The organism is Pseudomonas sp. DR48 (assembly GCF_019823085.1).
In the GTDB taxonomy this organism is placed as follows: Bacteria; Pseudomonadota; Gammaproteobacteria; order Pseudomonadales; family Pseudomonadaceae; genus Aquipseudomonas.
In genome coordinates this window covers 4659962-4673749 of sequence record NZ_CP081946.1, presented here as the reverse complement: position 1 = coordinate 4673749, position 13788 = coordinate 4659962, and the positions used below count along the sequence as shown (strand labels likewise).

General features: G+C 59.9%; 11 protein-coding genes. 8 read left to right on the top strand and 3 right to left on the bottom strand.

The genetic code is table 11. The features are described 5' to 3' along the window. Positions 1–6: 6 nt before the first annotated feature. From K5K95_RS21175 to K5K95_RS21145, 7 genes are all read left to right on the top strand, one after another. A complete protein-coding gene (locus K5K95_RS21175) occupies positions 7–1008 on the top strand; it encodes a polysaccharide deacetylase family protein (protein WP_222585942.1) in 1002 nt (333 codons plus the stop codon). Then, positions 1005–2309 carry a lipopolysaccharide biosynthesis protein gene (locus tag K5K95_RS21170; RefSeq protein WP_222585941.1) on the top strand — a complete coding sequence of 435 codons (1305 nt, stop codon included), beginning with the start codon at positions 1005–1007 and terminating at the stop codon, positions 2307–2309. The genes K5K95_RS21175 and K5K95_RS21170 overlap by 4 nt, the downstream gene beginning before the upstream one ends. Beyond that, positions 2306–4225, top strand: coding sequence for a hypothetical protein (locus tag K5K95_RS21165; protein WP_222585940.1), 1920 nt, complete (start codon positions 2306–2308; stop codon positions 4223–4225). The genes K5K95_RS21170 and K5K95_RS21165 overlap by 4 nt, the downstream gene beginning before the upstream one ends. Positions 4226–4311: 86 nt before the next feature. After that, a complete protein-coding gene (locus K5K95_RS21160; protein WP_222585939.1) occupies positions 4312–5001 on the top strand; it encodes an N-acetyltransferase in 690 nt (229 codons plus the stop codon). A 4-nt stretch (positions 5002–5005) separates the two neighbouring features. After that, the gene (locus tag K5K95_RS21155) at positions 5006–6226 is read left to right on the top strand and encodes a GNAT family N-acetyltransferase (protein ID WP_222585938.1); all 1221 of its coding nucleotides are present in this window, start codon (positions 5006–5008) and stop codon (positions 6224–6226) included. After that, the gene (locus K5K95_RS21150; RefSeq protein ID WP_222585937.1) at positions 6198–6989 is read left to right on the top strand and encodes a ChbG/HpnK family deacetylase; all 792 of its coding nucleotides are present in this window, start codon (positions 6198–6200) and stop codon (positions 6987–6989) included. Before K5K95_RS21155 ends, K5K95_RS21150 begins: the two co-directional genes overlap by 29 nt. 115 nt (positions 6990–7104) lie before the next feature. After that, positions 7105–7797, top strand: coding sequence for a GNAT family N-acetyltransferase (locus K5K95_RS21145; protein ID WP_222585936.1), 693 nt, complete (start codon positions 7105–7107; stop codon positions 7795–7797). A 1668-nt stretch (positions 7798–9465) separates the two neighbouring features. Here the strand turns inward: K5K95_RS21145 and K5K95_RS21140 are convergent. Next, complete coding sequence (locus K5K95_RS21140; protein ID WP_222585935.1) at positions 9466–10275, bottom strand: class I SAM-dependent methyltransferase; 810 nt, start codon at positions 10273–10275, stop codon at positions 9466–9468. Positions 10276–10456: 181 nt separating this feature from the next. Here K5K95_RS21140 and K5K95_RS21135 point away from each other — a divergent pair, with 181 nt between their 5' ends. After that, on the top strand, positions 10457–10843 hold the full coding sequence (locus K5K95_RS21135) for a hypothetical protein (RefSeq protein ID WP_222585934.1): 387 nt from the start codon (positions 10457–10459) through the stop codon (positions 10841–10843). Between the two features lies 1 nt (position 10844). Here the strand turns inward: K5K95_RS21135 and K5K95_RS21130 are convergent, their stop codons facing one another. Together K5K95_RS21130 and K5K95_RS21125 are read right to left on the bottom strand one after the other, a co-directional pair. Further along, complete coding sequence (locus K5K95_RS21130; protein ID WP_222585933.1) at positions 10845–12272, bottom strand: sigma-54-dependent transcriptional regulator; 1428 nt, start codon at positions 12270–12272, stop codon at positions 10845–10847. Then, complete coding sequence (locus tag K5K95_RS21125; RefSeq protein WP_222585932.1) at positions 12241–13734, bottom strand: sensor histidine kinase; 1494 nt, start codon at positions 13732–13734, stop codon at positions 12241–12243. Before K5K95_RS21125 ends, K5K95_RS21130 begins: the two co-directional genes overlap by 32 nt. Between the last annotated feature and the right edge of the window lie 54 nt (positions 13735–13788).

Here is a 13788-nt window from a genome sequence, read left to right as displayed (position 1 = left end):
TGAGCCATGGCAATCAAACAACTCTTAAAAAGCACCAGTGGCTGGCTGTATCTCAACTCTTCGATAGGGCGCAATCAATTGCAGGGCGCCGGGGTGATTCTGATGTTGCACCGGGTGCTGGCCAGCGATGACGCCGCCGACCTGCCCCACCGCAATGAACTGTGCGTGGGGCCGAAGGCCTTCGAGCATTTGCTGGGGTGGCTGAAAAAGCATTTCGATTGCGTGTCGTTGATGGAGATCCTGCAACCCGGCAAGGTCAGATCAGATCGGCCGAAAATCACCCTGACTTTCGATGACGGCTGGCGCGACAACGCCGTGAACGCTTTCCCGCTGTTGCAGAAATATCAGGTGCCGGCGAGCATCTTTCTTTCCACCGATTTCATCGGCAGCCGCCAGCGGTTCTGGTGGGAAAGCATCGGCGAAACCCTGTGGGGCAGCCACGGCGAACGGGCGCGCAAACAATTGATCGATTGCCTGCAACAGATCGGTCGGCCGCTGCCCGTGCCCTTCGACGAGCTGGACGTGGAACGTCGCAGCCTGACTTTGCTGCACTTTCTGCAAAGCCTGAAAACCTTGAGCCCGCAAGACCTCAATCGTCTGACCGATGAGTGCCCTGACGAGTCATTGCCCCAGGCACTGGACTGGCATCAAGTGCGTTCGCTGGAAGCCTCCGGGCTGGTGCGGTTCGGCCCTCATGGCGCCAGTCATGCAATCCTCACCGGTCTTGACGATCAGCACTTGCATGAAGAGTTGAGCCGCAGCCGAGATGCCTTGCTCAACGGTTGCAACCGGCCGCTGCCGGTCTATTGCTACCCCAACGGCGACAACGATGCCCGCGTGCGCGAGCAGGTTGCTGAGCATGATTTCCCGTTCGCCCTGGGCACCGGCACCGGGATTTATCGGCGCAACTGCGACCCCTTGAACCTGCCACGGTTCGGCGTCAGCCAGCGGGCGGCGCGCAACCCTCAGCTGCTGTCCTGGCGCTTGTATCGCGGGGCACGCGCATGAGCCGCAGCCACTACTTGAAACACCTGGCCCTGAGCATGGGCACCAAACTGGCCATGATCGGTTTGCGCCTGATGCGCAACGTGTTGCTGGCGCGGATTCTCGGGCCCAGCGAACGCGGTCTGTTTGCCTTGCTCAGCACCCTGCCCGACCTGATCAGCGCCGCCACCAGCGGCGGCTTGAATTCGGCCGTGGGTTACCAGGCAGCCAAGCAACGGCCCATGGGTTTGCTGCTGAGTCAGGTGCTGGTGTTCGGTTGCTTGCTGGCGGGTCTTTTGACCTTGCTGGTGGTCGCCCTGGTGCGCGAGTTCGGCAGTGAACTGGACATCACCACGCAACTCGGTCTGCTGGCCTGGCTGTTGCTGCTGGCGGTGCCGCTGACCGTGCTCAAGAGCGGTTTGCTGACGCTGCACAACGCGTCGGGTGGCGTGGTCGCGTTCAACGCCTTGCGCCTGGTGGAATCGCTGGCGCCGCTGCTGCTGTTCCTGGCCTTGTTCTGGATGTGGAAAGACTCCGCGCTGGAAGCCGCGCTGATCAGTTGGTTGTCGGGGATCAGTCTTGTGGTGTTGGCCGGCTGGTTCTGGCTCAAACGCGATCAGCCGCTGAAATTGCAATGGGACCGCGCCAGCCAGAACGAACTGCTGCGCTACAGTGCCCGCAGCCATCCCGACCTGCTGTTCCAGCAAGTGATCCTGCGCTCTGATTACCTGTTCATCGGCGCCCTGCTCGGCAGCACCGCGCTCGGTCATTACGCCATGGCCAGCGCCGCCGCCGAATTGCTGCTGATCGTCCCGGAAGCCGTGACCACGCCGCTGATGAAACGCCTGCTGCAACAGGAAGAAGGCATCGACAAAGTCACGCCGCTGGCCCTGCGCCTGACCGCCACGGTGATGCTCGGCGCGTGCCTGACCATGGCGGTGATTGGTGAATGGCTGATCGTGACGTTGTTCGGCGTCGCCTACCAGCCTGCTTATCCAGCTTTGCTCGCGCTGCTGCCGGGCCTGCTGGGCTTGTGTTACGCGAGCATCCTGCGCCTGGACCTGCTGGGCAAAAACCGTCCCGGCACCATCTCGCTGTTGATGGGCCTGGGTGCCTTGCTGAACCTGGCGCTGAACCTGGTGATGATTCCGGCTTACGGCATCGTCGGCGCGGCAGCGGCTTCATCCATCGCTTATGTGGCGGTGACCCTGGCGCTGCTGGTGATGTACTGCCGCTTGAGCGGCGTGCCGGTCTGGCAAACCCTGATCATCCTGCCCAGCGATGTGACGCCGATGCTGCACATGCTGCAAAGGAAATCGGCATGAAGTATTTCGCGCTGCTGGTGGGCCTGGGCCTGTCGCTCGACGCCTGGAGCGCGTCCATGCGTTGGGGCGACATTCGCGATGGCAGCCTGTACCTGCAAACGGATCGCCCGGACACGCTGACGGTGCGCTGGACCCCGGCCTGGCAAGCGGATGCCAACGAAGAACGCCTGTACCTGCTCGATGGCAAAGGCAAGCTCGAGGGCGAACGGCTGATCGCCGCCAGCGAATCGCGCGGCACCCAGAGCTGGCCGTTGGCGCCCAGCGCTGCCAGCTACCAACTGGCAATTCCGGGCTACAGCTTCCGTCGCTACAAGGTCGAACACGACGAGCACACGGTGGCGCTGTTCGCCCCGGCCAAGGTGCATTTCAGCGCCGAAACCCGTGACGGCGACGAGTTGTTTTTCAAGGTCGCGCCGGGTGAACACGCGGTGCTGGCCGGCAAGTTCCACGGTGGCGTCAGCGCCTTGCAAGCGCAGCGGGTCGGTGACGGCAAGCAAGTCGCGCTGGCGTTGAAACCGTATCGGGCTTACTGGCAGTTCGACAAGGTCGAGTTGCCGGTCACCCGCGACGAACAAGTCTGGCGCCTGCGCCTGCAAGGCAGCGGCAAAGTGGCGTTCTGGCTCGACGGTACGGCCAACCTGTTTGCGCAGAATCCGCAGCAACTCAAGCCGCTGCGCGAGGACGACGGCCAGACCCGTTTGACCCTGACCAAACAAGTGCTGGGTCCGACCCCAAACCTGGGCATTGCCCTGCCCTACGTCTCGCCACCGGAATCGAGTTTTGCGCTGCTCGATGCGCTCAAGCCACAGGCGGGCACTTACTACAGCTTCGTCGACATTACGGCGAAGAACCCGCACTACGAAGACGCTTTCCGTCGGCTGTATCAAGACCGTTTCGGCATCACCCAGGACATTACCCTGTTGGCCGGTAGCGAACGCCAGGCTGACCTGCGTGCCGACACCATGAGCAACGCCGGCCTCGACGCCTGGCTCGCGGCGACACGTGCCCTTGGCGGCAAAGGCACGCATTACATCGGTTTTGCCGACGAGCCGAACCTCAACTACCCCGACTACGCCCACTATCAAAGCATCTTCAACAGCATGGCCCGGCAAGTGCGCAGCGATCCGGCCAATGCCAAGGCGGGCGTGCGCATCGCCATGCCCGCCAGTTCACGGTTGATCAACGGACCGTTTGCCGACAACGCCGCCGACAAGCGCGGCATCGACTGGGCCAAACGCCTGCTGGCCGAATCCGGCGACAACATCGATGCGCTGGCCTGGCACGAGTGGATGATTCGCGACTTGCTGGCGACCCGGGTCTACCGTGACAGCGTGCGCCGCGCCGCCGATCTGGTCGGCCTCGATGCCCAGGGCCGGCCGCGCAAAGCCTTGCTGCTGGACCAGACCAACATGTCCAGCGGTTCCAGCCTCAGTCCTTACGATCAGGAAACCCACTTCGCCTCGTTGTGGTGGGCCTCGGTGGTGATCAACTCGTCTCAGGATGGCTTGCTGGAAATGTTGGGCTGGTTCCAGGCCGCCGACGAACCGAACTACCCCAAAGGCATGTTGCGCGTACTCGGCAACGATCGTTTTGAACTCAAACCAGTGGGACTGGCCCAGCAATTCATCCAGCAGCATTGGCTACGCGACGTGATTCGCCTGGAGAACAGCGCTTTCGAGGTCGATGTGCTGGCCATGGCCGAGGACCTCAACCATAGCCTGCTGGGCGTCAATAAAGGCACGCGTTTGCAGCGTGTGGATTTGTCCGGGGTCAGCTGTCCGCTGGCCAAGGGTTCATTGCGCTATTTCGGCGCCGACAATCGCAGCCGCGACGCACCGTTCAACTGCCAGAACGGGCGCGTCAGTTTCGAACTGCCTGGACTGACCCTGTTCAGCCTCAGCTGGAGCGCCTCATGAATGCCCTCGAATTGAAAAGCGACGCCGGTCCTTGGCCGCGCCTCGCACCACTCCACTTTCGGCCCATGCCGTCAGGAGTCGAAGACATGAGTATGTTCAACAAGCTCAGCGAACACATTCGGCAAAAAGGCTTGCGCACCACCTTTAAAAAAGCCTGGAAACACTACGTATTTTCCCACGAGGAATTGTTGTGGATGGAGCGTGACCTGGTCAGTCCGGTGCCGCCGTACAAACTCAGGTCCTACCCACCGCTGCAAGTAGTCACTATCACGCCGGAGAACGCCGTGGCTTTCACTCGTTACTTCGGTGATCGCGTGGACACCATGGCCGAACTGGCCCGCGAAGGCTACACCGGGCACATGCACGTCGACGACAAGGGTGACGCGGTAGCGTTCATCTGGGGCGCTGCACGGGACTATTACGACAAGCACTATTACGGCTGCACGTTCCCGGTGAAAAAAGGTGAGTTCTTCGAATTCGGCGGTGAGCTGACCCGCGCGTATTGGGGCACCGCGCTGTCGATGGACCTGCAAACGGAATTGTGGAAAGCCATGCTGGCGCAGGGCTGCAACAAGGTCGTGGATGTCTGTGAGTTCCACAATGTCCCGGCCCTCAAACTGCACATACGCACCGGTTACAACGAACAGGGGCGGATCATGAACGTCTACGAGCTGTTTGGTCGCTGGCGCTTCTACCGCGAATCCCATTACAGCGGCTCACGTCTGGATGCCTTGCGCAAACCGGCCCGTGAACCTGCCACAGCATCGGCGACCTGACCCTATGGCAGCACGATTTGAATGGCGCACTTCGCTGTGCGCCCCTGACTTCCCGGCAACGGCGTATGAAACGTTGCGTCTGCGGGTGACGGACCACACGCCGTTCAATGCCTTGGCCTGGATGTGCGCATCCGAACAGGCATTGAGAGCCGGAGAAAGTCTGCACGTGCTGCTTGGCTGGCAAGGCCGTGAACTGGTCTTGTGCCTGCCCTTGGTGGCGTCCGTCGAACGCTTCGGCGGACTGCCCTTTCGCGTGCTGCATCACCTTGGCTATCCCCTCACCGACCGCCTGGCCTTACTTGCCAGAATGGACCGGGAGAATGTCCGCAAGGCATTGGTCGAGATTCGCCGAAAGCTCCCCCATGCCCTGCTGCAACTCAATGAGTTGTCGGAACCTGCCGGCGAAGAAAGTGCCCTGACCGAGTGGATGGCGCACTCCTCGACCGGTGAACGACGCCTCAGTTGCCGGGTGCCGGTGCACCTGATCAGCGACGCCGATCACCAGGAAGTGTCGGGCGACCCACGCTACAAGTTGCGCCGTGCGCGCAAACGCATCGCCGCCTGTGGGGCCCAGGTCCGGCGGATCACGCCGGACGCCACAACCATGGGTCCGCTGTTGCAGGCCATCAGTGAAGTCGAAGCAGTGAGTTGGAAAGGCGATGAAGGCGTCGGAATTTTTTCCGACGAACGCCACCGACGATGGATGGACCGAGCCTTCACCGCTCTGGCAGCACAAGGATTGGTTCGAGTGGTCGTGCTGGAACTGGACGGGCGTTGCATCAGCTATCGACTCGGGTTGCTGGAGCAAGGCCGGCTCTACGATTACAACCTGGCCTTCCTGCCGCAATACGCCGATCTGGGCAGCGGTCGGGTGCTGCTCGAAGAGTGGATTCGCTGGGGGCTGGATGAACACTGGCACTGGATCGACGCGTCGCGGGTGAGCCTGGAAAACTCCAGCCACCAGCTTCACGAACGCATGACCGGGCAACTGGAACACTGGCGCTGGAGCTTCTATTCATGGCGCCCCAGCGGTCTTGCACTGGGCCTGGCGCTGAGGCTTTGGCAGAGGCTCAAACCTTTATTGCAAAAATGGCGAGCCAAACGCGCCGCAGCGGCCGTGGCCGTGGCACCCGCACCGGCTCCCGTCGCCGCACCCGTCAAGGCGGCGCCCATCGAACTGAACAGGGAGGGCGGACATGCCTCGCCAAGTCATAGTCAACGCTGACGATTTCGGTCTCAGCGCCTGCGAAAACGCGGTGATCCTGGGGGCCTTCCAGGCCGGGCTGATCAGCTCCGCCACGGCCATGGCCAACATGCCGGCCTTTGAGGCCGCCTGCATCATGGCCCAGCATCCGTTACTGAAAAACCGCATCGGCCTGCATTTCAACCTGACATACGGACGCCCCTTGAGTCGGTCGATGCTGGGTCGTACCAACTTTTGCGATCGCAACGGCGTGTTCGATCTCAACCTCTCCCGCCACCGTCTGTGGCTGAGTCGCCGGGACCGTACCGCGGTGCTGGAGGAGTTGCAGGCCCAATGGCAACGTTGCGTGGACCACGGCGTTCGCCCGAGCCACATCGATTCTCATCAGCACGTGCACAACATCTGGCCCATCGGCGAAATCGTCGCCCGCTTCGCGGCCAGCCAGGGCGTACCCGTGCGCCTTGCGCGCAATCTCGGGCAAAACCTGAGCCTGCCCAAACGAGTGTTCAAGACCTTGCTCAATGGTCGGCTGCAGCATCTGGCGGGTGTGACCGCCGATTACGTGTGCACTCCGGTTGACCTGCGTAATGAGGCAATGCCCACCGACGGCGTGCTGGAAATCGTGGCCCATCCGACCCAGCTCGGGGCGGATTTCGGTGATGCCTACTTGCATCCAGAGGAGTCGCTGACGCAGGTGCTGGAGCGGCGACTTCACGGTGTTCCCCGGGTGTCTTATGGCGCTGTGAACAGCGTGTCAGCCACCGCGGAAGTTGCACTCGAATGAGTTACATACGTTGCAACATATTCAAGGCCGGCGCCTTGAGATGAGTTTGCAGCGTTTATCTATATCCATAAAAGGCGTTTCCACACACACCCTGGCTATGGCCAAGGAGAGTTTCATGAGCACCATCGAAAAGCTTCGCGAACGTATCAAACAAAAAGGCTTGAGCCGCACGTTCAACACGCTGTGGAAACGCTACGTGTTCTTCCACAGGGAGCTTTTGTGGATGGAGCGCGACTTGGTCAGTCCGGTGCCACCGCACAAATTACGTCCCTACTCGGGCCTGCGCATGGAGGTCATCACCCCGGAAAACGCCACGGCATTCGCCAAGCATTTTGGCGACCGCGTCGGCACCATGGCCGAGCTCGCCGCCGAAGGTTACACCGGGCACATGTACCTGGACGAAGGCGGCCACGCTGTCGGGTTTATCTGGGGCAGCGTGCGTGATTACCACGACCGCCACTATTACGGTTGCTGGTTCCCGGTCAAACCCGGTGAATTCTTCGAGTTCGGCGGCGAAATGACCCGTGCCTACTTCGGCACCAGCCTGTCGGTGGATGTTCAGATCGCCCTCTGGGACGCCATGCGCGCCCAGGGTTGCCACAAAGTGGTGGACGTCTGCGAAACCCATAACATCCCGGCGCTGAAATTGCACATTCGCATGGGCTACCACGAACAGGGCCGCGTCACCCACATCTACTCCCTGTTCGGTCGCTGGCGCTTCTACCGCGAAACCCGCTACGACGGCTCGCGCCTGGACCCGCTGCGCAAACCGGGCCGGCCAGTGGTGACCGGCGCGGCGAGCGCCTGACTGCTGGTTGAAACTTTGGGAGCGGGCTTGCTCGCGATGACGGTCGTACCTTCAGCATTGCGGTGAGTGATCAACCGCTATCGCCAGCAGGCTAGCTCCCACAAGGGATCTTCAGTGAGCACAGCATTTGTGTTCGACAAAGATCAACTGTGGGAGCGAGCCTGCTCGCGATGACGGTCGAACATTCAGCGTTGCGGTGACTGCTAAATCGCTATCGCCAGCAGGCTAGCTCCCATAAGGGATCTTCAGTGAACACAGCATTGGTGTTCAACGACGAACAAATGTGGGAGTGAGCCTGCTCGCGATGACGGTCGAACATTCAGCTTTGCGGTGACTGATCAACCACTATCGCCAGCAGGCTAGCTCCCACAAGGGATCTTCAGTGAACACAGCATTGGTGTTCAACGACGAACAAATGTGGGAGTGAGCCTGCTCGCGATGACTGGCGTACCTTCAGCATGGCAGTGACTGATCAATCGCTTTCGCGAGCAAGCCCGCTCCCACAAGGGATCTTCAGTGAACACAGCATTGGTGTTCAACGACCAACAAATGTGGGAGTGAGCCTGCTCGCGATGACGGTCGAACATTCAGCTTTGAGGTGACTGATCAACCACTATCGCCAGCAGGCTGGCTCCCACAAGGGATCTTCAGCGAACGCAGCATTTGTGTTCGAGGACGATCAACTGTGGGAGTGAGCCTGCTCGCGATGACGGTCGGGCATTCAGCTTTGAGGTGACTGATCAACCGCTATCGCCAGCAGGCTGGCTCCCACAAGGGATCTTCAGTGAACACAGCATTTGTGTTCGACAAAGATCAACTGTGGGAGTGAGCCTGCTCGCGATGACGGTCGGGCATTCAGCTTTGAGGTGACTGATCAACCACTATCGCCAGCAGGCTAGCTCCCACAAGGGAGCTTCAGTGAACGCAGCATTGGTGTTCGACAAAGATCAACTGTGGGAGCGGGCTTGCTCGCGAAAGCGGTGGCACATTCAGCATTGCAGTGACGGGTATATCTCTATCGCCAGCAGGCTAGCTCCCACAAGGGATCTTCAGTGAACACAGCATTGGTGTTCAACGACGAACAAATGTGGGAGTGAGCTTGCTCGCGATAGCGGTGGCACATTCAGCATTGCGGTGACTGATCAACCACTATCGCCAGCAGGCTAGCTCCCACAAGGGATCTCCAGCGAACACAGCATTGGTGTTCAACGACGAACAAATGTGGGAGTGAGCCTGCTCGCGATGACGGTCGGGCATTCAGCTTTGAGGTGACTGATCAACCACTATCGCCAGCAGGCTAGCTCCCACAAGGGATCTTCAGTGAACACAGCATTGGTGTTCAACGACGAACAAATGTGGGAGTGAGCCTGCTCGCGATGACGGACGAACATTCAGCTTTGCGGTGACTACTAAATCGCTATCGCCAGCAGGCTGGCTCCCACAAGGGATCTTCAGTGAACACAGCATTGGTGTTCAACGACGAACAAATGTGGGAGTGAGCCTGCTCGCGATGACGGGCGGGCATTCAGCTTTGAGGTGACTGATCAACCACTATCGCCAGCAGGCTGGCTCCCACAAGGGATCTTCAGTGAACACAGCATTTGTGTTCGACAAAGATTAACTGTGGGAGCGGGCTTGCTCGCGAAGGGGTCAGTTGGTGCAACACATTTACTCGCGCTTCACCGCCACCATCGTAAAGCACAATGGCAGCTGCGCTTTCTGCTGTTCATACCGGTCGTAGAGTTCCTCGCGGTTGGAATGCGGGTATTCCTTGAAGTGGCTGATTTGCAGCCCCGCTTCGATAGCGCCGGTGAGGATTGCGCCCAGGGTGTGAACGAACCAGTAGGAGGAAGCGGCCGGCTGGTCGACTTTGCCTTCGTAGACGATCGGCTGGTTCTGCACGAACGGTTCGCCACGAAAGTACGAGCTGTCCAGGCGATAGGGATCCTCTGACTCCGGGTCGAGCATTTCCAGGAACGGATGGGTTTCGTACACCACCAGCGTGCCGCCGGGCTTTAGGGTGCGCGCGACATGGCGAAAAAACTGCGCAATGTCCGGCATCCAGTTCAGCACGCCGATGGTGATCAATGCCCTGTCGAACCGGTCGTGAAGCTCAGTGGGCAGCTGATGAATGTCTGCCTCGATGAATTGCGGCTCATGGGGCGAGCGAGCCGCCAGTTCCCGCGCCTGAGCGAGAAACGCTTCAGACTGATCAATGCCCACCACACTGCGGGCGCCCAGGGCAAACAGCGAGATGCTTTCGCGCCCGTTGTTGCAACCCAGTTGCACCACAGCCTTGCCATCGACGCCCACCTGTTCCAGCACACCCGTCAACGTTGCATCCAGGCAGGAGAAGTCCCCCTGCCCCACAGCGATCAAAAGCGTCGGCCATTCGGGGGTGTCCTGGTGGTGTCGGGCGGAGTCGTTCCAGGCATCGCGGTTGCTGGCGATGGCTTTTTCGTTGATCGGCATGTCCATTTGCGCGCGTCCTCACTCGGGTCTTTATTGACCGGCAAGAGTCTAGGTCAGGCTTTCGAAAAAGCCCATTTGGCGTTTGTTGGGATGTTGTAACCCGGGCATCGCGAACGCGTGCCTGTACGGCAGGCTATAGTTAACTTCCTTGGGGATGTGCGGGACAACCGACTTCACAGGTGTTGCCATGAAAAAAACCGATCTGCCGCTGTTGATCGCCCTCAGCCTGACCGCCATCGCTGGCGCCCAGGCGGACGAGAGCCTGACACCCACCACCGACTACAGCAGTGAGTTCAATTATTACGGCGCCGACCAGCCCTTCGCTCACCCGGTGCCGCCGTCCATGAGCATCGTGCCGCCGGGGTCGTACATCCCGACGGCCCCTGGGAATTTCATTCCGATTGCCAGTCAGCACGACTTCCACGACTCCCGGTTACCGACCATCGCGGACGCCTCCGTCCGGGTCTTTGTCCGTTCCTACGATGCCGAACACGGCGTCTACGTGAACGAAGAAGTCCTCGACCCCTCGTGTCTGCTCGAGTGCCTCAGCCGCCAAGGGCCATTGATGCAGTGATTCACCATTGGCGTTTGTCCGGGCGCGCGAGGCCGAGTTTTTCGATCCGGTAGCGCAACATGTCGCGGCTCAGGCCCAGCAGGCGTGCCGACTTGGTGACGTTCCAGTCGGTCTTGTCGAGCATCTTGCGCACCATGTCGCGCTCGACTTCCGGCAGGTTCATCGACTCGTTGGCGCTGTACATCGGACGCGGCTCGTGGTGTTGGGGTTCTTGCAGCACGATCGGATCATCCACCAGGCTCAGGCAAACATTGAGCTGATGGGCCGCAATCGTATCGCTCTGCGCCAGCAGCACGGTTTGCTCCAGCATGTTGCGCAGCTCACGCACGTTGCCCGGCCAGCTGTAGCTGAGCAGCAGTTGTTCAGCCTGATCGCTGAAATGCAGGTTCGGCTTGCCATAGCGTTTGCCGTGGGTCGCCAGGAAATGTCGAGCCAGCAGCAGGATGTCCTCGCCACGGGCATATAGGCGCGGAACCTTGATTGAAATGATCCTCAGGCGAAAAAACAGGTCTCGCCGGAATTTGCCCTGTTGAACCATCTGTTCGAGATTGCAGTTGGTGGCGCTGATCACCCGCAGGTCGACCTTGCGCTCCTTGACCGAGCCGACCCGGCGAATGGTCCGGTCTTCCAGCAGCTTGAGCAATTTGGCTTGCAGCAGCAGGTCCATTTCGCCGACTTCGTCGAGAAACAGCGTGCCGCCGTCAGCCGCTTCGACCAGACCGACACGGCGGTCCTTGGCGTCGGTGAAAGCGCCCTTCTCGTGGCCGAACAGTTCCGACTCCACCAGATTGGAAGGAATCGAGGCGCAGTTGAACTCAATGAACGGGCCTTTGCTGCGCGGACCGTCGAAGTGCAGCGCCCGGGCCACCAGTTCCTTGCCCGTACCGGTTTCACCTTCCACCAGCACCGGCGGCAGGTCGGTGTTGGCCATGCGCCGTTCGGCGTCGAGCAGCTGCGCGATGGTGTTTTTCAAGTAGTGCATCGGCGCCGATTCACCGATCAACGCTTGCACGCCTGACTTCTGCGCCTCGCGCTCCTGATAGAACGACAGCGTGCGTTCCATGCGATCGGTGGCCAGGGCCTTGTCCAGCAGCAACTTGAGCTCCGGCAAGGCCACCGGTTTGGTCACGTAATGAAACGCGCCCTCTTTCATCGCCACCACGGCGTCTTCGACGTTGCCGTAGCCGGTCATCATGATCACTTTCAGATCCGGCGCGCTGACGCGCAGCTTCTGGATCAGGTCATGACCGCTCATGCCCGGCAGCGAGTTATCGGTCAATACCACGTCTGGAGCAAATGTGCCCAATTGCTCCAACGCCTCTTCAGCCGAGTGGCAAACCGTCACCTCGAAGTCTTTGCGCTCCAGGTAGGTCTGAATGTTCTCGGCCAGGAGTTCATCATCCTCGACCAGCAGTATGCTGTGCTCCATAGTCCCCTCCCGTTGCCACTTTAAAATTGAGACAGACGCGGGTTCCTTCCTGCTCCTGGCTGGTCAATTCAACCGAGCCTTCGAAGCGTTCCATTATTCGCTTGACGAGGGCCAGGCCAACGCCCAACCCTCCCTGTTTGGTTGTAAAAAACGGCTTGAAGACCATTTGCTGCTGCTGTTTGCTCATGCCTTTGCCGGTATCGCTCAACGTCATCTGCACCTGCCCAGGGTGAGGTTGTTCTATGTCGATACTGAGCACGCCGCCCTTGGGCATGGCCTCCAGGGCATTGGCGAACAGGCTATTGAGAATTTGCGTGAGCAGCACCTGTTGGCTGACGACCGGTGGGCAGGCTTGCGGCGTGAAGTGCACTTGCACGTTGGAACGTTTGATCAGCGCATCGAAAGCGCTCAGGGTGTCATCGATGGCCAGCACCAGGTCCACGGTTTCGTAGTCGTCGTTCATGGGCCGCAACGACACCAGCAACTCCCGCACCCAGCGCGACATGCGGTCGACCTGACTGATGATGTCGCCAATGTTCCTTTGCGCCCCATCACTGGCGATTTCCTGGGCCAGTTCAGCACTGGAGCGAATGTTCGCCAGCGGATTGCGCAAACTGTGTGCGACCGCCGAGGACATTTCCCCCAGGGCAACGAAAGTCTCGTTGGTGATCAATTGTTTCTGCTGGCTTTGCAGCAGCATCGATGCGCGCCGCACAATCCAGAACAACCCAAGGTAGATGAGCAGGCCACCCAACGCGGTCGCCAGCCAGATGGCTTTGAAACCGCGCTGGATACGTTCGACCAGGTCCGCCGGTTCCTTGTAGATCTCGACCATGGCTATCACTTTGCTCTTGTCAGCATTGAACATCGGAATGTAATTCTCGATGAACAGGTACTTGGGTTCGCGCAGCAGCATCTGTTCGGGACGCTCGTCGTCGATCTTGTGGTAGCTGGTGGACACGAGTTCCTTCATTTCAAAGGATTCGTCCAGTTCCTCGTCACCTTCGACGCGCATGCCGATCATTTTCGGGTTGGTCGACCAGACCACCGTGCGATCCAGCGCATACACCACCGCCAACAGCGTATCGGGCAGATTTTCGACATGATCGAGAAACTCTGTGCGGGCCGCCGCACGGGAACCCGGATTGACGTCGGGATAGGCGTTTTCATCGCGCGGATCGAGCATTTCACCCATGGTTCTTTCCGGGGTGATGCCGGCATGGCGAATTTCTCCATCACCGATGGCGTGGATGAACTGCGCAGTCAGCATGGAATCACGCTCGACGCTTTCATCGACGACAAACCGCGTGGAGACATAACCCAACCCCAACGCGACAGCCGCGATGATGAAAAAGCTGCCCAAGGAAAACCAGCGCAGCAGATTGAACTGTCCGTTGCGGCCCGGGGTGTCTGCTACCGGCACTTCCGGCGCCGCTGTATTTTGTGTTTCCTGGGTCTGCATGGCGTTGTCCTGGAGGTATGCATCACGCCTTTTCAGCCGTATCACCGATCAGTG

Excerpts from the sequence above, each read along its gene's own strand:
- K5K95_RS21145 (WP_222585936.1), top strand. The coding sequence starts at position 7,105 with ATGAGCACCATCGAAAAGCTTCGCGAACGTATCAAACAAAAAGGCTTG.
- K5K95_RS21130 (WP_222585933.1), bottom strand. The coding sequence starts at position 12,272 with ATGGAGCACAGCATACTGCTGGTCGAGGATGATGAACTCCTGGCCGAG.
- K5K95_RS21140 (WP_222585935.1), bottom strand. The coding sequence starts at position 10,275 with ATGGACATGCCGATCAACGAAAAAGCCATCGCCAGCAACCGCGATGCC.
- K5K95_RS21175 (WP_222585942.1), top strand. The coding sequence starts at position 7 with ATGGCAATCAAACAACTCTTAAAAAGCACCAGTGGCTGGCTGTATCTC.
- K5K95_RS21135 (WP_222585934.1), top strand. The coding sequence starts at position 10,457 with ATGAAAAAAACCGATCTGCCGCTGTTGATCGCCCTCAGCCTGACCGCC.
- K5K95_RS21125 (WP_222585932.1), bottom strand. The coding sequence starts at position 13,734 with ATGCAGACCCAGGAAACACAAAATACAGCGGCGCCGGAAGTGCCGGTA.
- K5K95_RS21160 (WP_222585939.1), top strand. The coding sequence starts at position 4,312 with ATGAGTATGTTCAACAAGCTCAGCGAACACATTCGGCAAAAAGGCTTG.
- K5K95_RS21150 (WP_222585937.1), top strand. The coding sequence starts at position 6,198 with ATGCCTCGCCAAGTCATAGTCAACGCTGACGATTTCGGTCTCAGCGCC.
- K5K95_RS21165 (WP_222585940.1), top strand. The coding sequence starts at position 2,306 with ATGAAGTATTTCGCGCTGCTGGTGGGCCTGGGCCTGTCGCTCGACGCC.
- K5K95_RS21155 (WP_222585938.1), top strand. The coding sequence starts at position 5,006 with ATGGCAGCACGATTTGAATGGCGCACTTCGCTGTGCGCCCCTGACTTC.
- K5K95_RS21170 (WP_222585941.1), top strand. The coding sequence starts at position 1,005 with ATGAGCCGCAGCCACTACTTGAAACACCTGGCCCTGAGCATGGGCACC.